Raw genomic sequence first — 20,267 nt, forward strand, 5'->3', positions numbered from 1 at the left:
TCAAATATAAGCACGATTTTTTAGTGCTATACTTTTGTGATTGAAAAAAAGTTGTAGTTTTGCTTATATCAAAAACTCTTAATTATAAGTTATGAAGATTGTATTACAGATTGTACTTTGGGTTGTCATCGGTGTTTTAGGCTATTATGTATATAATGCTGTTTATGGACCTGTAGAGTTTAACAAGATTAAAGACAGACGTTTCATAGATGTTGTCGAGAAAATGAAAGACATTCGTGAAGCTCAACTAGCCCATGAAGAAATTATCGGCAATTATGAAGATAGTTTTGAGGATCTCATAAAATTCATCGACACTGCACAATATGTAATTACACAGAGAAGAGATACTACTTTTCTTGATAAAGAATACAGAAAGATTTACGGTGTGGATAAATATATTGAAGATGTGGTTATCGATACCTTAGGTTTTGCATCCGTTAGAGATTCTATTTTTGACGCGTCTGAAGATTACAGCGATTTGATGTACATTCCTCATACAGACAAGAAAAGGTTTGAAATGAAAGCCGGATATCTGGAAGAAGATGGAAAAAAAATCCCTGTATTTGAAGTCAGAGCTCCTAAAGATTTAATCCTGGCAGATCTTGATCAGGATCTGGTCATGCAGGAAAAACAAATCAAGTCTGTTGACGGGGTAGATGGTCCTGCGATCACTGTAGGCTCCATGACTCAAGTCAACACCAGTGGAAACTGGCCTAAAAACTTTGGTGAAATTAAATGATGAGTGAAAGCTCAACATATCCTATAAACAGATTATCCATCTTCATTTTACAAGATGGATTTTCTTTTTTAGTAACAGATTCATTGACGACACCGCTCTTCTTTAAAAATTTCAAACTCGGCAACTCTCAGTCCACCTCAGAACTTCTTAAGGTTTTAAAAACAGAGATTACTCCAGCCTTCATCGAAATTCAAAACATTGCAACCCTGGAAGTCATTTATGGCAATCCCCAGTTCAGCATTGTCCCGCAAGCCTATTTTGAAGAGTCTCACCTGCCTCATTATTTGAAATACAGCTCCAAACTCATCGAAGGGGATGACTTTTCCTATGATGAGATCCTGCCAATTCAGGCCAACACAGTTTATATACCCTATGTAAACATCAACAATTACCTTTTCGAAATTTTTGGAAGCTTTAAATTCACACATCTTTTTTCTGGTTTAATCGAAAAAGCCTTCGAAAAAAGCTTCTCTTCCAAAGAATATATCAGGATACATGTGAGTGGTCACCTCCTCTATGTTGCGGCTTTCAGAAACCAAAAATTACTGCTTTCCAATGCCTTTGCTTTCGAAACTTCAGAAGATTTCGCCTATTACATCCTCTTCACAATCAAAGAATTGAACCTAAACCGTGAAGAAGTTATCACCGAATTTACAGGCGATTTCCTAGATACTGAAGAAAATTCTGCATTAGCAATACTTTCTACCTATCTTAGACATCTTTCGTTTTCAAATGCATACACACCCCCCGCATTTGAAAATCTGGAGGGATTTCAAGAGCATTTTAATTTATTATAAGCCATGAGAATAGTATCCGGACGTCTTAAAGGACGAAGACTAATTGCCCCCAAAAAACTTCCCGTAAGACCTACCACCGATATGGCCAAGGAAGCGCTTTTCAATATTTTGAACAACAGGCTTCGCTTTCAGGACCTGGATGTCATCGACTTATTTGCAGGAATAGGAAGCATTTCTTTTGAATTTATGTCCAGAGGGACACAACGGGTCACGGCTGTTGATGCTAATTTTGACTGTATTAAATTCCTGACCAAAACCTCGGAAGAACTGGACCTGGACCTGAATATCATCAAAAGTGACGTCTTCGATTTTTTGCAAAAAACACCACTCAAGGCAGATCTTATTTTTGCAGACCCTCCTTACGATTTACCCCTCGAGGAATTTGAACAAATTGAAAACAGCATCAGAGAACGCTCACTTTTAAAAGAAGATGGATTGTTGATTATCGAGCATTCCAAACACAGCAATTTGGAACACATAGAAACCTACTCGGAACAAAGAAAGTACGGAAATTCAGTATTTAGCTTTTTCAAAATGCACTCCTAATCTTCTATTATCTTTCAAGGGAAATCATTTCTGAAAAGAATTTTAGAAACAGATTAATTACCTTTGTAAAAATTTGAACATGAAAAGCTTTTTACCAGCAGAATTAGAAATCAAAAACCTTTACGGAATGCTTTCTGGCTCTATTGGTCCAAGACCTATCGCCTTGGTAAGCACTGTCGATCAAAACGGGGCTCCAAACTTGTCCCCTTACAGCTTTTTCAATGTGTTCAGCGCCAATCCTCCCATTTTGATTTTTTCACCGGTAAGACGTGTGAGAGACAATTCTGAAAAACACACTTTAAAAAACGCTTTACAAACCAAAGAAGTTGTGATCAATGTGGTGAACTGGGATATGGTGCAGCAAGTTTCCCTGTCCAGTACAGAATATGAGCAGGGTGTCAATGAATTTGAAAAATCCGGTTTTTCAATGCTGAAGTCTGACTTGGTCAAACCACCACGCGTGAAAGAATCTCCAGTACAGTATGAATGCAAAGTGAAGGATACGATTGCTTTGGGTGAAAACGGCGGAGCAGGAAATCTGGTGATTGCAGAAGTGGTAAAAATTCATATTCGCGAAGATTTGCTGGATGAAGGTCTACACATCGATCAGCACAAAATTGATCTGGTAGCCAGAATGGGCGGTAACTGGTATTCCAGAGCCAGCCAGGGAATGTTTGAAGTGGAAAAACCTATCCTCAAACAGGGAATCGGCGTGGATCAGCTGCCAAAATCAATCCGACTGAGTTCCGTTTTAACCGGGAATGACCTTGGTCAGCTAGGTAATTTGGAAGAATTACCCCACGATTCCACAGTTAAAGATTTTATTACTGAATATGATTTAGAGGATTTTATAGAAGAAAATACCGAGGAGCAGATTCACCTCATCGCACAGCAATACATTCAAAAAAACGAGCTTGAAAAAGCTTTACATATTTTACTCGCAAAACAATAATTATGGAAGTACAAGGAAAAATTAAAGTCTTAGGAGAAACCAAAGAATTTGGTAGTAATGGTTTTAGGAAACGCGAAATGGTGGTAACCACCGAAGAGCAGTATCCACAACATATCTTAATTGAATTTGTTCAGGATAAAACCAGTTTATTAGACAATTTTAATGTTGGTCAAAACGTAAAAGTCGGTATCAACTTAAGAGGTCGCGAATGGGTGAGCCCACAGGGCGAAACCAAATATTTCAACTCTTTAAACGGCTGGAGAGTCGAAAATGTAGATCAAAACAGCGCTGCAGGTGCCCCACCTGTTCCGCCATCAGATCAGTTTGAACCCGTGCAGGATTTAAACGAGGAAGACGATGATGATTTGCCGTTTTAATCTACATCTTCGCATAAAACACAAAAGCTCTGGAGGTATATCTGGAGCTTTTTTTATTTTTACGCAGCCCATTTAAAACCTTAAGCCTTGATAGCCAGATTAGAACTCTTTTTTGCAAAATTCCTTCCCTCCCCGTTTACGCTTAGTATTCTACTTACACTGGTCACCCTGGTCTCAGCGGTGTGTTTTGGAGATTTCTCCGGCGAAGCAAATCAGGTGGTTTCTACCTTTCATGCCTGGCAATCGGGACTATGGAATCAGGAATTACTGGTCTTTGGTTATCAGATGATGCTGATCCTGGTGCTTGGACATGTTCTGGTGCTAAGCTCCCCCGTTAATAAACTCCTGGAATTCATTACTCAGGGAGCTGTAGATACCAAAAGAGCCGTGGTTCTGGTGAGTGTCAGCACCATGCTTATGGGGTTTTTCAACTGGGGGCTGGGCTTAATCTTCGGGGCCATACTGGCCAGGAAAATCGGTGAAAAATCGGCCAGAGAAAACCTGAATATTAACTATCCGCTCATCGCCGCTTTGGGATATTCCGGAATGATGATTTGGCATGGTGGCATTTCCGGATCAGCTCCTTTAAAAGCAGCCGAAGAAGGCCATTTGCATTCCATTATGAATAAAATTCCTTCAGGATTACCTGCTGAAATCTCTACATCTGAAACCATTTTCAGCTCGAGTAATCTGATCATTTTTGGAATTATTCTTTTGGTGGTCCCCTTGATTTTCAGAGCTATTAAGCGGAGATCGAATTCCAAATATGAGGTCTCAAGCCTTTATACCTTCAGTCCATCAAAATCAGTTGAGACTCCCGATCGGGTCAACTTCAAAGAGGAGTCCGCTCATATTTTGGAGAGGAACAACCTGTTAACACTAGGTTTTGGAGGGTTGATTACGCTTTGCTTCTTTGTCGTTTATGGAGAAGACCTTCTCCGGTTGAATATCACCCCAAACCTGCTCAACTTTCTGATGCTGGGTTTGGGAGTTTTGTTTCATAAATCTATATCCCAATATCTAGGCTCATTGGCAGAAGCGATCAAAGGGGCTTCGGGTATTTTAATTCAATTCCCCTTGTATTTTGGCATTATAGGGGTGATGAAGGAGAGCGGCTTGGCAGTGAGTTTCGCCCAGTTTTTTGTAGACATTTCAACTGAAGCCACGCTTCCCATTTTTACGTTTATAAGCTCTGGCATTGTCAATATTTTTGTACCCAGCGGTGGCGGACAATGGGCTATACAGGGACCTATAGCTTTGGAATCTGCCTCCAAACTGGGGGTGCCCATTCCTAAAATCATCATGGCCCTGAGCTATGGTGATCAGGTTACCAATATGCTTCAACCGTTCTGGGCTTTACCACTTCTTGCCATAACCAAGTTAAAGGCGAGCGACATTTTTCCATTTACTTTTTTATTATTTATCATTGGCAGCGTAATTTTCATCACTGGCCTCTTAATATTTTAATCCATGTACAAACTGACTAAAGACATCATATTTCCACATCCCAAATTCGCAGATGAAAAGGGCTTACTGGCTTTTGGGGGTGATTTAAGTCTGGAACGCCTAAAAGTGGCTTACGAAAATGGGATATTCCCCTGGTACGAGGAAGGACAGCCCATACTTTGGTGGAGTCCGGACCCCCGAATGGTTTTATTCCCTGAAAACCTGAAGATCTCTAAATCCATGAAAAAGCTTTTTAAGGAAAAAGCGTTTAAGGTCACCTACAATGAGGATTTTGAATTCGTGATTCGTCAGTGTGCTGATATCAATAGAGAACGACAGGACGGAACCTGGATTACTGAGGATATGATTCAGAGCTATGTCAAATTACATGAAGCCGGACTGGCAAAATCTGTTGAAGTCTGGAAAGACGGCAACATTGTTGGAGGCCTGTACGGGATCTTGTTGAAAGATAAAAATGTATTCTGTGGTGAAAGCATGTTTACCAAAGTCGATAATGCTTCAAAATACGGCTTCATTACGCTGGTCAAAAATATGGAGAAGAACGGCATCAGCCTGATCGATTGTCAGGTCTACACCAAACATCTTGAAAGTCTTGGGGCAGAGGAAATCAGCAGACATAATTTTTTGACTCTTCTGCATTCTAAAGTTTAAGAAATCCGAGTGCCATTGTCGACCCTGTGGTCCGGCGATAACAGGGAAGTTCCTAAACTGCCATCTACAGCTGCCAAAACCAGGCACTCACTCATCATCGTAGCGATTTGTTTGGGAGGAAAATTGAGCACGGCAATAACCTGTTTTCCAATCAGCTCTTCTGCCCTGTAAAGTTGGGTAATTTGAGCTGATGAACGCTTGATGCCAAACTCGCCAAAGTCGATTTCAAGCTTTAGAGCAGGATTCCTGGCTTCCCTGAAAATTTCAGCCTTTAAAATCGTTCCTACCCGCATATCAACATTTTGAAAATCAGTCCAGGTCAACTGTTGTTCAGTTGTATTCTTCATAAATAGCTAGCTTAAGCATAAGTTTTACTTATATCGAAATCAATACAAGTTACTTTATTTTATAATTGCCTTAACGAACAGGGATTTAATAAACATTAAGTTTACAAAAAAAAAGTGCAACTATGAGTAAACAAGCTTTATTAAAGCCTATTCAGATAGGTGATATGGAATTGAAAAACAGAGTGATCATGGCTCCTATGACCAGAAGCAGAGCCGATAACGAATACAATGCGCCTACAGATCTTCACGCCAAGTATTACAGGCAGAGAGCAAGTGCCGGGCTTATTATCAGTGAGGGCTCTCAGGTTTCATCTCAGGCTGTGGGTTATATCAACACCGCGGGAATCTACAAGCCGGAACAGGTTGAAGGCTGGAAAAAGGTAACCGAAGCTGTGCATGAGGAAGATGGTAAAATATTCGTTCAGTTATGGCATGTGGGCAGAATATCCCATCCAGATTTCCAAGACGGGGAAAAACCTGTTGCGCCCAGTGCTTTGAATCCAAACACACAGGCCTATACCCCTGAAGGCTTTAAGGATACCGTAGAACCCAGAGCAATGACCACAGAGGAGGTAAAGCAAACGGTTCAGGACTTTAAAAGAGCGGCTAAAAATGCTGTAGACGCCGGCTTTGACGGTATTGAGATCCATTCGTCAAACGGCTATTTGCTACACCAGTTCTTTAACAGAACATCCAACCAGCGCTCCGATGAATATGGAGGCTCCATCGAAAACAGAGCCAGGATTTTGTTTGAAATTCTTAATGCCGTTAAAGTATTTTTTCCAGAAAATAGAATTGGAGTGCGTTTAAATCCTTCGCTGCACGGTATTTTTGGAATGGAAGCCGATGAGGAGACCATCCCAACCTTTGAGTATATCGTCAAAAAACTCAATGATTATGATTTAGCCTACTTACACTTATCTGAACCCTTTAACGACGTAAGCGATAAAGATTTTCTGGTCTCTAACATCGCTGAACACTTCAGACCGTTGTACACTGGAAATCTGATGATAAATGCAGGATTCGATCAGGAAAGCGGTAACAAAGTGATTGAAGAAGGACAGGCGGATATGGTTTCTTATGCCAAATTATTTATTTCCAATCCGGATTTACCAATCAGGTTTGAAAAAAACGCAGAATTACAGGACTGGGATGAAGATACGTTTTACGTGCCCGGAAAAGAAGGCTATACCGATTATCCGAAACTGGAGGATAAAAAATAAGCATACTTTGTTTAATAATTAACATTAAATAATTAAACAATATTTAATTTTAGGTCGATTAATCATCGGCCTATTTTTATGACTCATTTTTCAAAAGAAGACATCCTTAATTTACCAGGTTTAGAGCGTATGCACCTCATCAATTCGTGTGGCGGGTTAAAGTCTGGCAATCTTATCGGTACAATTTCTGAAGCCGGGGTGAGTAATCTGGCTGTATTCAATTCTGTTATTCATCTGGGCAGCAATCCTCCCATGTTGAGTTTTATGCTCAGACCTACCACGGTAGAGCGTCACTCCTACACTAATTTTAAAAAAAACAGTCATTTTACCGTGAATCATATTCATTCGGATTTTATTGACAAAGCGCATCAGACCTCTGCCAGTTATGATAAGGAAATTTCTGAATTTAAAGAAGTTGGATTAACCGAAGAATTCATAGCAGATTGTAAAGCACCTTTCGTCAAGGAGTCCAAAATCAAAATGGGCTGTAAATACATCAACGACTATTTCATCGAAGAACATGGGTGCCGATTAATCATTGGAGAAATTCAGCACTTAATGGTCGAGGAGGGTATAATGGACAAGGATGGGTTTTTGGATTTAAGCAGGGCCGGTTCAGCCGGAATTATTGGCCTGGATGGTTACGTTAAAACGAAACTCATCGAGAGGTACGCTTACGCCAGACCAAACCAGGAATTAAAACCGCTAAACCACTAATGGCACATAAGAAAGTTAATTTACCCGAAAAGATATGTGCCACCTGTGGCTTAGCATTTACCTGGAGAAAAAAATGGGAAAAAAACTGGGATAACGTCAAATATTGTAGCGAAAAATGCAAAAGAAACAAGACCTAAACATCGTATGGTTTAGAAACGACCTGCGTACAACAGATCAAAAATCATTATACGAAGCCTGTCAGCATGCGGAACCTGTGCTCGGTGTTTACTGCTTTGACCCGAAGCAGTATGAAACCACTGCGTACGGCTTCAAAAAAACCGAAAAATACAGAGCTAAATTTCTGATAGAAACGGTTTCACAACTTTCGGATAACCTAAAAAGTTTAAACATCAGTCTACTGGTGGAACAGGATGAACCGGCAAAAGTATTCGAAAATCTATCAGAACACTACAGCATCAAAAACGTATTTTTTCAGACGGAATGGACTGAGGAAGAAAAGCAGGTTGAACATGCCGTCAGATCGGTCTTAAAAGATACCCGCTTCGCAGAGCATTACAACCAGTTTCTATTTCATCCTGATGATGTGCCTTACGACGACTTCAGTCAGATCCCTGAAGTGTATACCAATTTCAGGAAAAAATGCGAAAAGCAAAGTCAGGTCAGAGAAGAAATTCCAGTTCCGGAAGCACGTCCCGAGAAAAACTTACAGCATGTAAACACCAAAATACCGGGTCTGTCAGATCTGGGTCTGCAAGACTTTGAGACCGATGAGCGTTCTGCCTTTCCTTTCCAGGGAGGCGAAGACGCCGCCTGGAAGCGACTGCACTATTATTTCTGGGACACCAAAAAGTTACAGTACTACAAGAAAACAAGAAACGGACTGCTGGGTACAGATTATAGTTCAAAGTTTTCGGCATGGCTTGCCAATGGCAGTATATCTGCCGTGTCCATTTATCATCAAGTCAAGAAATTTGAGAAAGAAATCAAGAAAAATCAGGATACCTACTGGCTTATTTTTGAGCTGATTTGGAGGGATTATTTTAAATACATTTCGCTAAAACACGGGAATAACATCTTCCGGCTGGGAGGTATTTTAAACAAGGAATACGATTGGGGAAACAGTGAAAAAGCTTTAAGCCAGTGGATCAACGGCAACACACCAGAGGACTTTGTAAACGCCAATATGATCGAGATTCAAAAGACAGGTTTCATGAGCAATCGCGGCAGGCAGAACGTGAACAGCTACTGGGCCAAGGAGTGGAAACAGGACTGGAGAATCGGTGCGGCGTATTTCGAAGCCATGCTTATTGACTATGACGTGCACAGCAACTGGGGCAACTGGATGTATAACTCCGGTGTTGGCAACGACCCGAGAGATCGGAAATTCAACATAAAAAGTCAGGCAGAGCGCTACGATACCAACGGAAAATTTCAGCGTACCTGGTTGCAGGAGAGTTTATTTTAGAGGTTAGAGGTTAGAGGTTAGAAAAATTGTTATTTAAAAATTCAGGTTATGAAAAAGACATTACGATTCATACTGGGCGATCAGCTTAATCATAAGCATTCCTGGTTTCAGGAAAAAAATGACCATGTTGTTTATTTCATGGCAGAAACGCTACAGGAAACCGACTATGTCAAGCACCATATTCAAAAAGTAGTCGCCTATTTTCTGTCCATGAGAAATTTTTCAGAAGAACTTCAAAGGGACGGACATCGGGTCATGTATTATCAAATCGACGATAAGAATAATGAACAGGATCTGCCCTCCAACCTCAACAAGCTCATTGAACAGGAAAACATAGAACATTTCGAATACCTGTATCCGGATGAATACCGTCTGGATATCAAATTAAAAACCTTTTGCAATAAGCTCGACATTACAAGCCAAGCTTACGACACCGAACATTTCTATACCAAAAGAGAAGACATAGAAAAATTTTTTGAAGGAAAGAAAGAAATGACGATGGAGTATTTCTACAGAGACATGAGAAAAAAACAGGGGATCATGATGCTCGATGATAATAAACCGGAAGGTGGGAAGTGGAATTATGATAAAAGCAATCGAAAAAAATGGACCGGAAAACCTGAAATCCCAAAGGCTAAGTTATTCGATAAAGATGTAGAGGCGGTTTTAGAGCAAATAAAAGCCATGGATGTAAAGACCATGGGGAGAATTGATAAAGACCACTTCCCCTGGCCAACCAGCAGAAACGAATGCCTTGAGGTTTTAGATTATTTCTGTAACCATCTTTTGGTTCATTTTGGAGATTATGAAGATGCCCTGCATACCGACGAAAAATTTTTATTCCACTCCAGGCTTTCATTTGCGATGAACAGCAAAATGCTATCGCCTAAAGAAGTCATCGAAACTACCCTGGACTATTATTATGAGCATAAAGAAGACATCGATATTTCTCAAATTGAAGGCTTCGTGAGACAAATCCTGGGGTGGAGAGAATTTATGAGAGGCATTTACTGGAAAGAAATGCCGGGCTATAAATCCAAAAACGAACTTGGAAATACCAATAAACTTCCGGAGTTCTACTGGACAGGAGAAACCGATATGAACTGCCTTAAACATGCTGTAAACCAAAGCCTGGATGAGGCCTACGCCCATCATATTCAACGACTCATGATTTTAGGGAATTTTGCACTGTTGACAATGACCGATCCCGACGAAGTAGACGCCTGGTATTTGGGTGTTTATATAGATGCTATTGAATGGGTAGAACTCACCAATACCAGAGGCATGAGTCAATTTGCAGATGCTGGTATTGTCGCAACCAAACCTTATGTCTCCAGCGGGAGTTATATCAATAAGATGGGGAATTACTGCAAATCCTGTAAATATTCGGTCAGTAAAAAAGAGGGAGAAGATGCCTGTCCTTTCAATAATTTATACTGGAATTTTCTACATGAAAAGCAGGAACATTTCAAAAACAATCAAAGGATGAATATGATGATGAGCCTTCTCAAAAAGATGAACAAAGACACCCTGGATACACATATAAGACGCTCAAAAGAAATTATAAATAATCCAAACAATTTTTAAAATATTTCAGAAAATTATATACTTTTGGGACTTAAACAAAATCAAAACAAAATGAAAAAATCAATTTTATCAATCACTATGGCAGCTTTACTCGGACTAGGTGTAGTAAGCTGTAGAGAGGAAAAAACCGAAGCTGAGAAAGCTGGAGAAGCTGTTGAAGAATCTATGGAAGAAGCAGGCGATGCAATGGAAGATGCAGCAGATGAGACTGGTGACGCTATGGAAGAAGCAGCTGAAGAAACTGAAGAAGCGGCTGAAGAGACTAAAGAAGAAATGTAGTCCAACTAAATTTGACCTTCTTAAAAAAGCTTATACGTAACCATGTATAAGCTTTTTTAGTTTATGTATTTCGCCATCTCAGCTTGTAATTCTAAAGCTTTTAAGCCTGCTTTATCGGCGAAATCTTCTTTAGAAGAAGCATATATAATGCCTCTGGACGAATTGATGAGTAAACCATAATTCTCATTAAGACCAAATTTACAAACCTCTTCCAAGGAACCGCCCTGAGCACCAACTCCCGGAATGAGTAAAAAGCTGTTTGGCACTAGTTTTCTTACGGTTTTTAGATAATCTGCTTTGGTCGCTCCAATAACATACATGAGCTGCTGACTGTTTTTCCAGGTTTGAGAGGTTTTAAGCACGCTTTCAAATAAAAATTCAGCATCAGATTTCAGAAACTGAAAATCTTCAGCACCAGGGTTTGAAGTCAATCCAAGGAGTATGGTGTGCTTGCCCTCAAACTCTAAAAAAGGCTCAACCGAATCTTTACCCATATAAGGAGCCACTGTAATAGAATCGAAGTTTAAATCTTCAAAAAACGCTTTGGCATACCTCGAAGAGGTATTTCCAATATCGCCGCGTTTGGCGTCTGCAATTGTAAACTGCTCAGGATAGTAAGCGTTGATATACTCTATAGTGCGCTTTAAGGATTTCCATCCTTTAAGACCGTAGGCTTCATAAAAAGCGATGTTGGGCTTGTAGGCTACGCAATAGGCTTGTGTGGCGTCAATGATCGCTTTATTAAATTCGAATATAGGATCTTCAAGATCGAGAAGATGTTTGGGTATTTTATCCAAATCCACATCCAGCCCAACACTAAGCATGGATTTTTTCTTTTCAATCTGCTGGATAAGCTTTTGGATGTTCATGAGGTTCTATAAATCGTCAGAAATATTCTTAAGCTTCTCTGTATTATCGACAAGTTTCAATTCATTAATAATTTTTTCAATATCCCCGTTGATAATATTGTCCAGTTCGTAAAGGGTGAGGTTTATTCTATGATCGGTAACCCTGCTCTGGGCATAATTATAAGTTCTGATTTTAGCACTTCTATCTCCACTTGTGACCATAGACCCACGCTTCTCGGCATCTTCTGCCTGCTTTTTGGCAAGTTCCATTTCGTATAGTCTGGACCGCAGTACCCTGAACGCTTTCTCTTTATTCTTGTGCTGTGATTTTTGATCCTGACATTGAGCTACAATTCCCGTAGGTTCGTGCGTAAGTCTTACAGCAGAATAGGTCGTATTGACCGACTGACCTCCAGGACCGGAAGAACAGAAATAATCGACACGCACATCTTTCGGATTGACTTCAATATCAAATTCCTCAGCCTCGGGAAACACCATAACCGTAGCAGCACTGGTATGCACACGTCCCTGAGTTTCGGTTTGCGGAACGCGTTGTACCCGATGAACTCCGGCTTCATATTTTAAAGTTCCATACACATCTTCGCCGGAAACTTCAAACTGAATCTCTTTATATCCTCCATTGGTTCCTTCGCTATAATCCACAACATCGACCTTCCAGCCTTTAGCTTCGCTGTATTTAGATAGCATTCTAAAAATATCTCCTGCAAAAATACTCGCCTCATCCCCTCCGGCTCCAGCTCTTACTTCCACCACTGCGTTCTTGGCATCTTCTGGATCTTTAGGAATCAACATCATCCGTATCTTCTCCTCAAGCCTTGGCAGTTCATCCTTGGCCTCGTCGTATTGAAGCTTTGCCATTTCTACCATTTCAGGATCAGTTTCACTGGAAATGATTTCCTCTGCTTCTTGAAGATTATTTTTCAGTTCCACATAAGCCTCTCGCTCATCCATGATCGCTTTGAGATCTTTGTACTCTTTAGAAAGTTCTATATAACGTCTTTGATCCGACATGATATCGGGTTGAATGATTAAATCACTCACCTCATCGAATCGTTGTTTTATAAAGTTTAATTTATCTAGCATATGAATTTAATGTGATGCAAATTTAAGTGAATTATAGCGAATTATAGAATGGATAGCAAGCTTATTACGCAGTGAACATGAAGTTGGTTTACAAGTCTAAAACAATTCCGACACCGAGTTGCTGCTTCAGTTGTATTCTGGGACCTACTTCTACAAGCGTGCCGTCTGCTGCTGCTTCTTTGACTTTTATATCATCATCATACCGGATGTGAGCACCAAGACTCGCTCTCATAAAATTATTGATCTTAAAATCAAAAACCAGCTCCCAGTCCACATCTATATTCCCGAAGTTATTGATGTAATCGGTATATAAACTCAAGCGGCTGGAAAGCACGGTACTTTCAAAAAGCTTTTGTTCAAACTCATTGGTGACCAAAATACCAAATTCATTCCTGGAGGTTTTACCTTCTTTAATGATATTGCCTTCCTCATCTTTTAGGGCTTTCTGAACCCCGAAAGCGCCTTGATTGGCCAGTCGTTGATTCAGGACGAAGGTCGATTTCTGGGTTAAAGGAGACAAGTAAAGTTCAAACTTCTTATTAGGCTCAACAAATTTAGCGCCTACACCCAGAAACACGTAACCCGGAGCCATAAATTCTGATATGGACACTTCGGTATCCGGATAATCATATCCCCTTGCTAACTGAGTTTTAAATCTGAATTTTCCTGAATAAAACCACTTGGAATTTTTAGACACTTCATAACCAAAAGAGGAAGTAATTTCTAAATCATCTTCGGTTTTTCTAAGTTCCTGACCTTCCTGCTGGTTGATTCCGTATACAAACCGAAACTGGTTATCCCACCTAAAGCCATCGTTTTTATAAGTTCTGGCTATGTTCATCCCATAAAGACCCGATATAGAATTAGATCCCCCTGCATTCCAGTTCAGGAACGCAACTTCACTCAGATCGAACGTAAACTTATTCACTTTTTCCCAAAAGCTTGTTCGACCGCTTCTGGGAACGATTTCATTGAAGTTGAATTCATAAAAATCGACGATATCGAAACTTGTGGTTATAAATGGTGTAGCCCCCACTGGATAAATTTGATCGCCAACTGGTTCCACTTTCTGAATTTGACCGAAAGACTGAGCATTTCCCTGGACAAGGCATCCAAAAAAAAGCATACTGATTAAAAGGTTTTTCATTGAAATTTATTGATACTCAAAATGACCATGTTCTGAAAAAATACTTAGAGACTTCTTTTGGGAAGTCTCCACCCGACCAACAATTTGAGCCTCAACTCCAAAGCTCCTGGAAATGTCTATGAGGTCTTGAGCTACAGATTCATCGACATAAAACTCGAGTCTGTGTCCCATGTTGAAAACCTGATACATTTCCTTCCAGTCGGTTTGACTTTCGCTTTGTATAAGTTTGAATAACGGAGGAACTTCGAACATATTATCCTTTATAATTTTCAAGTTTTCTACAAAATGAAGTATTTTGGTTTGTGCTCCTCCACTACAATGCACCATCCCATTAATGGATTTTGTTCCCAGTTTTTCAAATATCTTTTTTACAATCGGGGCATAGGTCCGCGTAGGCGACAATATGAGTTTACCCACATCCGGCAGATCTTTTGAAATTTCATCGGTTAAAGATTTGGAGCCCGAGTAAACCAAATCTTCAGGAACTGAAGGGTCAAAAGATTCCGGGTATTTCTTGGCTAAAGCATGAGTCAGCACATCATGTCTGGCAGAGGTTAAGCCATTACTTCCCATGCCGCCGTTGTATTCAGTTTCATAGGTGGCTTTCCCAGACGAAGAAAGTCCTACAATCACATTGCCTGCTTTTATTCGGGCATTGTCTATGACATCTTCTCTTTTCAGCCTCGCCGTAACCGTAGAATCAACGATGATGGTGCGAACCAAATCTCCTACATCAGCCGTTTCCCCTCCGGTTGTATAAATATGAACTCCGTGTTCTTTTAGATCGTTTACTAAGTTTTCAGTCCCATTGATGATTTCAGCAATCACTTCTCCGGGAATTAAGTTTTTATTTCTCCCAATGGTTGAGGATACCAGGATGTGATCTGTTGCCCCCACGCACAGCAAATCATCAATATTCATGATAAGCGCATCCTGTGCAATACCTTTCCACACCGATACATCTCCGGTTTCTTTCCAGTACAAATAAGCCAGTGAAGATTTGGTGCCAGCACCATCTGCATGCATGACGATACAGTGTTCTTCGCTACCGGTTAGATAGTCGGGGATAATTTTACAAAAAGCCTGAGGAAACAGTCCTTTGTCTATATGTTTTATAGCTTTATGAACATCTTCTTTCTGGGAAGAAACTCCTCGTTTTGCATATCTGGCTTGATCACTCATCTTTAAAAATTTGTACAAATTTATAAAAAATAAACCCAGTCTTGGCTGTAATCCAAAACTGGGTTGATAAGAAAATTAATCCTGTGTCTATTTAGTGAATAATAACTCTCTGTACTTAGTCATTGGCCAGATTTCATTATCGACCAGCAATTCCAACTTATCACAGTGGTAACGAATGTCATCAAAGTAAGGCTTGACCTGATCACAGTAGGCAAATGCCATTTTGGTTGGATCTTTAAGTGCGTTAGCTTTTTTACGCTCTTCAATCATTTGTTCTACCTTTTCATTTATTTGTTCGATATGCTCAGAGATGGTTTCGATGAGATTCATCTGCTGCTTGGCCTGATTTTTAAATTCCGAACCATAGATTTCTTTCAATCCCTTCACATTTTTGATAAGTACGTTTTGATACTTTATAGCAGTAGGAATAATGTGGTTTCTGGCGATATCGCCTAAAACTCTGCCTTCAATCTGAATGTGTTTGGAATAATCTTCAATTTCGATTTCGTATCTGGCTTTGACCTCTCTTTCGTTCATGATGTTCAATTCCGCAAAAAGATCGATGGCTTTTTTAGAAATCTTGGCTTTAAGCGCTTCCGGAGTATTTCTATAATTACTCAAGCCGCGTTTTTTCGCTTCAATTTCCCAGGCTTCGCCATAACCATCTCCTTCAAATCTAATTTTGTTGGATGATTTGATGTATTCTCTGAGAACATTGAAGATCGCATCGTCTTTTTTCATTTTTTTATCTGAAATAAGACCATCCACTTCTGTTTTGAATTCGATAAGCTGTTTGGCGACAATGGCATTAAGCACGGTCATGGGATCAGCACAGTTAGCGGTAGATCCTACGGCTCTCAATTCAAATTTATTTCCGGTAAAGGCAAACGGAGAGGTTCTGTTTCTGTCGGTGTTATCCAGCAAAATTTCCGGAATTTTACCAACCACATTCAGCTTCAATTCCGTTTTCTCCTGAGGAGAAAGCTTCCCGTCGGTCACTTTTTCCAATTCATTTAAAACTTTGGTCAGTTGCGAGCCTATGAATACCGACATTACGGCTGGTGGTGCTTCATTAGCGCCAAGCCTGTGATCATTGGACGCAGAAGCTATGGTTGCTCTTATAATCTCCTCGTTTTCATAAAAAGCCTTGATGGTATTGATGAAAAACGTAAGGAACCTCATGTTTTTCATAGGGGTCTTTCCGGGACTCAACAGATTGGAACCTGTATCTGTCGCCAAAGACCAGTTGTTGTGCTTACCGCTGCCATTTACGCCCTGGAAAGGCTTTTCATGAAATAAAACTTTAAAGTGATGACGTTCTGCAACTTTATCCATCACATCCATCAGTAAGGAATTATGATCGACCGCCAGGTTTACTTCTTCAAAGATGGGGGCCAGCTCAAACTGATTGGGCGCCACCTCATTGTGTCTTGTTTTGACCGGGATACCCAATAGCATACATTCTCTCTCCAGGTCCCGCATATAACTCAAAACCCGACTTGGAATAGATCCAAAGTAATGATCATCCAGCTGCTGACCTTTCGCTGGCGAATGCCCAAGCAGTGTTCTTCCAGACATCATTAAATCCGGACGTGTGGAAGCCAGTGCAGAATCCACTAAGAAGTACTCCTGCTCCCATCCTAAGGTGGTTATGACTTTATTTACTTTTTTATCGAAATACCTCACCACGTCAGTCGCCGCTTTATCTAAAGCAGAAACCGAACGCAATAAGGGTGTTTTATAATCTAAAGCTTCTCCTGTATAAGAGACAAATATGGTTGGAATGCAAAGGGTTGGTCCCCATACAAAGGCTGGCGAGGAAGGATCCCAGGCTGTATACCCTCTGGCTTCGAATGTATTTCTTATTCCTCCGTGCGGTAAACTTGAGGCATCAGGCTCCTGTTGCACGAGTTGAGATCCGCTGAATCTTTCCATGGCTTCACCGTCTCCATAGGTGTCGAAAAATGCATCATGCTTTTCTGCAGTGGATCCCGTTAGGGGCTGAAACCAGTGCGTATAGTTTGTTGCTCCCTTGGAAATAGCCCATTCTTTCATTCCTGTTGAGATATTATCAGCCAGAGAACGGTCTATTTTATGGCCTTTATCGATCACATTGATTAAGCTATCGTAAGATTCTTTTGTGAGGTATTGGCGCATGGCCTTTTTATTGAACACATTTCTACCAAAAAGGTCTGATCTGCGTTCTTCTTCTTGAATTTTAACGGGGGTACGATGAAGTGTTTCTTTTAAAGCATTAAATCTTAAAATAGCCATTTGGATTAAATTTTAAATTCAATCAAAAGTAAATAATTTTCAGGTATGAATAAAAAAATGAGGGTCTAAATTCAAAAAATAAATATTTAACAATACCTACCCCTGTTATTTACCCCCCAAAGGCTGAAAATACAAAGATCAAGTAGGCTAAAAATAGAAATACACCTTTATATCTGGACAACCTGTTCTTAACGGGCAGGAATATTAAGGGTAAAAGAACTAGCGAAAACCCAATCATCCATAAGATGTCGACCGACAGCACTTCTTCAGACTGAAGAAAAATAGGCTGAATGAGCGCGGTAATACCAATCACCGAACCAATGTTGAAGATATTGGAACCGATTAAATTCCCTAAGGAAATGCCGTTTTCCTTCTTTAAGGCTGCTATAATGGAAGCAGCCAGTTCAGGAACACTGGTACCAATAGCAATCATAGTCACCGATATGACTCTTTCGCTAACTTCGAAAGACTCTGCAATGCCCACAGCGCCTAAAACGAGAAATTCTGAGCCAAAATAAAGACCAATACCTCCAATGATAAGCCACATAATGATTTTGAATCCAGACGTATGCGTTAAGTTCTCATCAACTTCGTCTGAGACCTCCACCTCACCTTTCATGGCTTTTCGTGTCAAAACCAAAATAAAAATCACCATTAAAATAAGCAGGGCTATCCCTTCTATCCTTGAAATTTTGTTTTCTGTATATAGAAAAACATAAAGCAGGCCTGACAAAACCATCATCACAGGCCAGTTTAACTTAAGGAAATCCTTGTCGATATCCATTGAAGAAATAATAGCCGTTAAACCTAAGACCAGGCCTATATTGGCAATATTGGAACCAATGACATTGCCTAGAGATATATCAGAATACCCCGATAATGCTGCCTGTAAACTTACCAGGAGTTCTGGAGCAGAAGTGGCAAATGAGACCACCGTAAGCCCGATGATCATTTTCGAAATATTGAATTTCAAGGAAAGTGCCACAGAAGACCTGACCAGAAATTCTCCGCCAACCACCAAAAACACCAGTCCTATTATCAGTAAAAAAATATCCATTGAAAAAATTTTTCAGCGAAAATAGGATATTGAGAGAAATCTCTCGGCTTTCTTAAAGATTAAATGAGAGTGTCGCCATATAATTATTGAAGGTACTCTGAATTTGAGACTCCTGAGCTAAACCTGTAAAATATAAAATACCCTGCCGATCCTGCTCCACCCGCTGATAGGAAAAATCTAAGTTGAAATTTCCAAAATTGAAGCCTAAACCAAATGAGAGACCGGTCGTGTCTCCCAAAAAAGTTTCATTTTTATAAGGGCTTTCCTGAAGGAAATAGCCGGCTCTTAAACTGGTATTGAGAATTCTGTACTCGCCACCCAAATTGAAGGTAGAAGCGCTGGTCATTAAATTTGCAATGTCCTGGTTTTGGGTTTCAAATCCGTTTGAAGTAAACTCCATGGCTGAAAAATCTTTGTAACTGTAATCAAAACTAATCAATCCAGCGCCTCCAAAAACGATAGCTGTACTTAAAGATAAACGGCCTGGTGTTTTAAAATCATAATCTGGATAAATGTTTAAAACTCTGGGATCAAGAATAGAAACTTCATTTGGTGACCTTACAGTTTCTAAACGCTGTAAAAGATCTTCAGAAACGGTCATCCAGGTGGGGGAGTCGTAAGTAGCCCCTACTCTCCATCCTTTCGTAATTTTGGCTATACCGCCCAGTTGAAACGAAAACCCGCTGCCCCTCACAGTTAAATCATTATCAAAAAAGATATCGGTCACTCCGGATCCGGAATTAAACTCATCAAACTTTGTAAACCGTCTGTAATCTAAAAAATGAAAATTCAAATTGAGACCCAGATGTAATCTATCCCCAATCATTCCACCGCCATTTAGCGTGTATTTACCAGAATTACCTCTGGTTTCTTCTGAGTAATTTTGACTGAAATCCGATCCCAAAACATTGCTGACATAGGCTGTATTGTTCAAGTCTGAAGGATCCAGGGCATCTATGATAAAAGTCTCATAACCCAGAAAAGCCTGCTGAGCTGCAAAATCTTCATTTTCGCCTAAAAACCTGTATAAATCTGCAGGACTTTCACCATTACGAGGGGTGAGCAAATCTAAAGGAACCCCTTGTGCATTGTTTAAGAAATAACCTGAAATGCTTTCATCGCTAGTCCCGTTCACGAAATAGTCGTCATTAAAATTATTTGACCTGTTATACGAAAATCCGAAGGTCAGTTTTTTAAACAAGGCCTTTTCGTTGGAGGTGGTAAAAACAAAAACAGCTCCCAATTGATTTAAATCAAAATCGGAGCTGGATGAGGTGGTAAAACTACCACCATAAAATGCATCATTAGTGTTATCCGTTAAGTCCAGCGAGGCCGAAAATGTATTGTTTAAAAAAACGGCTGAGCTTGCAGGATTGATTTGAATAGCTGAAACATCTCCCCCAAGCGCACCAAAGGCACCGCCCATAGCTGTATATCGGGCGGTACCATTAATACTGTTGTTAGAAAATCTTAAAGCATCTGTAATATCCTGAGCAAAAACACTCGAACTCATCAGTAGAAATACTAGTATTACTTTTTTCATTCTA

At 40.1% G+C, this 20,267-nt stretch carries 21 protein-coding genes; 13 read left to right on the forward strand and 8 right to left on the reverse strand.

Features of this window, described 5'->3' with window-relative positions:
* Positions 1-91: 91 nt before the first annotated feature.
* The 7 genes from G3567_RS05690 to aat all read left to right on the forward strand — a co-directional run bounded on the left by G3567_RS05690 (position 92) and on the right by aat (position 5,529).
* Entirely contained in the window at positions 92-739 is a 648-nt protein-coding gene (locus G3567_RS05690; protein ID WP_164004379.1) for a hypothetical protein, read from the forward strand.
* Positions 736-1,536, forward strand: coding sequence for a DUF3822 family protein (locus G3567_RS05695; protein WP_235923495.1), 801 nt, complete (start codon positions 736-738; stop codon positions 1,534-1,536). Before G3567_RS05690 ends, G3567_RS05695 begins: the two co-directional genes overlap by 4 nt.
* 3 nt (positions 1,537-1,539) lie before the next feature.
* The gene (locus tag G3567_RS05700) at positions 1,540-2,082 is read left to right on the forward strand and encodes an RsmD family RNA methyltransferase (protein WP_164004380.1); all 543 of its coding nucleotides are present in this window, start codon (positions 1,540-1,542) and stop codon (positions 2,080-2,082) included.
* 79 nt (positions 2,083-2,161) lie between these two features.
* Positions 2,162-3,034, forward strand: coding sequence for a flavin reductase family protein (locus G3567_RS05705; protein ID WP_164004381.1), 873 nt, complete (start codon positions 2,162-2,164; stop codon positions 3,032-3,034).
* A gap of 2 nt (positions 3,035-3,036) precedes the next feature.
* On the forward strand, positions 3,037-3,411 hold the full coding sequence (locus tag G3567_RS05710; protein WP_164004382.1) for a DUF3127 domain-containing protein: 375 nt from the start codon (positions 3,037-3,039) through the stop codon (positions 3,409-3,411).
* Positions 3,412-3,498: 87 nt separating this feature from the next.
* Positions 3,499-4,878 carry a short-chain fatty acid transporter gene (locus tag G3567_RS05715; protein WP_164004383.1) on the forward strand — a complete coding sequence of 460 codons (1,380 nt, stop codon included), beginning with the start codon at positions 3,499-3,501 and terminating at the stop codon, positions 4,876-4,878.
* A gap of 3 nt (positions 4,879-4,881) precedes the next feature.
* Entirely contained in the window at positions 4,882-5,529 is a 648-nt protein-coding gene (gene aat, locus G3567_RS05720) for a leucyl/phenylalanyl-tRNA--protein transferase (RefSeq protein ID WP_164004384.1), read from the forward strand.
* Here the strand turns inward: aat and G3567_RS05725 are convergent.
* Positions 5,526-5,876, reverse strand: a complete 351-nt coding sequence (locus tag G3567_RS05725; RefSeq protein WP_164004385.1) for a tRNA-binding protein — start codon at positions 5,874-5,876, stop codon at positions 5,526-5,528. The two genes, aat and G3567_RS05725, sit on opposite strands and share 4 nt — an antisense overlap.
* Before the next feature lie 122 nt (positions 5,877-5,998).
* On the opposite strand from G3567_RS05725, the gene G3567_RS05730 reads away from it, so the two are divergent.
* The 6 genes from G3567_RS05730 (at position 5,999) to G3567_RS05755 (ending at position 11,108) form a co-directional block, all read left to right on the forward strand.
* Positions 5,999-7,099 carry an alkene reductase gene (locus G3567_RS05730; protein WP_164004386.1) on the forward strand — a complete coding sequence of 367 codons (1,101 nt, stop codon included), beginning with the start codon at positions 5,999-6,001 and terminating at the stop codon, positions 7,097-7,099.
* Positions 7,100-7,177: 78 nt separating this feature from the next.
* On the forward strand, positions 7,178-7,816 hold the full coding sequence (locus G3567_RS05735; RefSeq protein ID WP_164004387.1) for a flavin reductase family protein: 639 nt from the start codon (positions 7,178-7,180) through the stop codon (positions 7,814-7,816).
* Positions 7,816-7,953: a DUF2256 domain-containing protein gene (locus G3567_RS05740; protein ID WP_164004388.1), complete on the forward strand. Its 138-nt coding sequence runs from the start codon at positions 7,816-7,818 to the stop codon at positions 7,951-7,953. The genes G3567_RS05735 and G3567_RS05740 overlap by 1 nt, the downstream gene beginning before the upstream one ends.
* Positions 7,932-9,242, forward strand: coding sequence for a DASH family cryptochrome (locus G3567_RS05745; RefSeq protein WP_164004389.1), 1,311 nt, complete (start codon positions 7,932-7,934; stop codon positions 9,240-9,242). The genes G3567_RS05740 and G3567_RS05745 overlap by 22 nt, the downstream gene beginning before the upstream one ends.
* A 48-nt stretch (positions 9,243-9,290) precedes the next feature.
* Positions 9,291-10,829, forward strand: a complete 1,539-nt coding sequence (locus G3567_RS05750) for a cryptochrome/photolyase family protein (protein ID WP_164004390.1) — start codon at positions 9,291-9,293, stop codon at positions 10,827-10,829.
* 24 nt (positions 10,830-10,853) lie between these two features.
* Positions 10,854-11,108: a hypothetical protein gene (locus tag G3567_RS05755; protein WP_394351400.1), complete on the forward strand. Its 255-nt coding sequence runs from the start codon at positions 10,854-10,856 to the stop codon at positions 11,106-11,108.
* 56 nt (positions 11,109-11,164) lie between these two features.
* On the opposite strand, the gene pyrF is transcribed toward G3567_RS05755, so the two are convergent.
* The 7 genes from pyrF to G3567_RS05790 form a co-directional block, all read right to left on the reverse strand.
* On the reverse strand, positions 11,165-11,977 hold the full coding sequence (gene pyrF, locus G3567_RS05760) for an orotidine-5'-phosphate decarboxylase (RefSeq protein WP_164004391.1): 813 nt from the start codon (positions 11,975-11,977) through the stop codon (positions 11,165-11,167).
* Positions 11,978-11,983: 6 nt separating this feature from the next.
* The gene (gene prfA, locus G3567_RS05765; protein WP_164004392.1) at positions 11,984-13,060 is read right to left on the reverse strand and encodes a peptide chain release factor 1; all 1,077 of its coding nucleotides are present in this window, start codon (positions 13,058-13,060) and stop codon (positions 11,984-11,986) included.
* An 88-nt stretch (positions 13,061-13,148) separates the two neighbouring features.
* Entirely contained in the window at positions 13,149-14,207 is a 1,059-nt protein-coding gene (locus G3567_RS05770; RefSeq protein ID WP_164004393.1) for a DUF3078 domain-containing protein, read from the reverse strand.
* A gap of 6 nt (positions 14,208-14,213) precedes the next feature.
* On the reverse strand, positions 14,214-15,389 hold the full coding sequence (locus tag G3567_RS05775; RefSeq protein ID WP_164004394.1) for an AIR synthase related protein: 1,176 nt from the start codon (positions 15,387-15,389) through the stop codon (positions 14,214-14,216).
* Positions 15,390-15,476: 87 nt separating this feature from the next.
* Positions 15,477-17,663: a glutamine synthetase III family protein gene (locus G3567_RS05780; RefSeq protein ID WP_164004395.1), complete on the reverse strand. Its 2,187-nt coding sequence runs from the start codon at positions 17,661-17,663 to the stop codon at positions 15,477-15,479.
* A 109-nt stretch (positions 17,664-17,772) separates the two neighbouring features.
* Positions 17,773-18,720: a calcium/sodium antiporter gene (locus tag G3567_RS05785; RefSeq protein ID WP_164004396.1), complete on the reverse strand. Its 948-nt coding sequence runs from the start codon at positions 18,718-18,720 to the stop codon at positions 17,773-17,775.
* A 52-nt stretch (positions 18,721-18,772) separates the two neighbouring features.
* Complete coding sequence (locus G3567_RS05790; RefSeq protein ID WP_164004397.1) at positions 18,773-20,263, reverse strand: OmpP1/FadL family transporter; 1,491 nt, start codon at positions 20,261-20,263, stop codon at positions 18,773-18,775.
* Between the last annotated feature and the right edge of the window lie 4 nt (positions 20,264-20,267).

The organism is Psychroflexus aurantiacus (assembly GCF_010820555.1).
GTDB classification, from domain to species: domain Bacteria; phylum Bacteroidota; class Bacteroidia; order Flavobacteriales; family Flavobacteriaceae; genus Psychroflexus; species Psychroflexus aurantiacus.

Excerpts from the sequence above, each read along its gene's own strand:
- G3567_RS05690 (WP_164004379.1), top strand. The coding sequence starts at position 92 with ATGAAGATTGTATTACAGATTGTACTTTGGGTTGTCATCGGTGTTTTA.
- G3567_RS05695 (WP_235923495.1), top strand. The coding sequence starts at position 736 with ATGATGAGTGAAAGCTCAACATATCCTATAAACAGATTATCCATCTTC.
- G3567_RS05700 (WP_164004380.1), top strand. The coding sequence starts at position 1,540 with ATGAGAATAGTATCCGGACGTCTTAAAGGACGAAGACTAATTGCCCCC.
- G3567_RS05705 (WP_164004381.1), top strand. The coding sequence starts at position 2,162 with ATGAAAAGCTTTTTACCAGCAGAATTAGAAATCAAAAACCTTTACGGA.
- G3567_RS05710 (WP_164004382.1), top strand. The coding sequence starts at position 3,037 with ATGGAAGTACAAGGAAAAATTAAAGTCTTAGGAGAAACCAAAGAATTT.
- aat (WP_164004384.1), top strand. The coding sequence starts at position 4,882 with ATGTACAAACTGACTAAAGACATCATATTTCCACATCCCAAATTCGCA.
- G3567_RS05725 (WP_164004385.1), bottom strand. The coding sequence starts at position 5,876 with ATGAAGAATACAACTGAACAACAGTTGACCTGGACTGATTTTCAAAAT.
- G3567_RS05730 (WP_164004386.1), top strand. The coding sequence starts at position 5,999 with ATGAGTAAACAAGCTTTATTAAAGCCTATTCAGATAGGTGATATGGAA.
- G3567_RS05735 (WP_164004387.1), top strand. The coding sequence starts at position 7,178 with ATGACTCATTTTTCAAAAGAAGACATCCTTAATTTACCAGGTTTAGAG.
- G3567_RS05740 (WP_164004388.1), top strand. The coding sequence starts at position 7,816 with ATGGCACATAAGAAAGTTAATTTACCCGAAAAGATATGTGCCACCTGT.
- G3567_RS05745 (WP_164004389.1), top strand. The coding sequence starts at position 7,932 with ATGCAAAAGAAACAAGACCTAAACATCGTATGGTTTAGAAACGACCTG.
- G3567_RS05750 (WP_164004390.1), top strand. The coding sequence starts at position 9,291 with ATGAAAAAGACATTACGATTCATACTGGGCGATCAGCTTAATCATAAG.
- pyrF (WP_164004391.1), bottom strand. The coding sequence starts at position 11,977 with ATGAACATCCAAAAGCTTATCCAGCAGATTGAAAAGAAAAAATCCATG.
- prfA (WP_164004392.1), bottom strand. The coding sequence starts at position 13,060 with ATGCTAGATAAATTAAACTTTATAAAACAACGATTCGATGAGGTGAGT.
- G3567_RS05770 (WP_164004393.1), bottom strand. The coding sequence starts at position 14,207 with ATGAAAAACCTTTTAATCAGTATGCTTTTTTTTGGATGCCTTGTCCAG.
- G3567_RS05775 (WP_164004394.1), bottom strand. The coding sequence starts at position 15,389 with ATGAGTGATCAAGCCAGATATGCAAAACGAGGAGTTTCTTCCCAGAAA.
- G3567_RS05780 (WP_164004395.1), bottom strand. The coding sequence starts at position 17,663 with ATGGCTATTTTAAGATTTAATGCTTTAAAAGAAACACTTCATCGTACC.
- G3567_RS05785 (WP_164004396.1), bottom strand. The coding sequence starts at position 18,720 with ATGGATATTTTTTTACTGATAATAGGACTGGTGTTTTTGGTGGTTGGC.
- G3567_RS05790 (WP_164004397.1), bottom strand. The coding sequence starts at position 20,263 with ATGAAAAAAGTAATACTAGTATTTCTACTGATGAGTTCGAGTGTTTTT.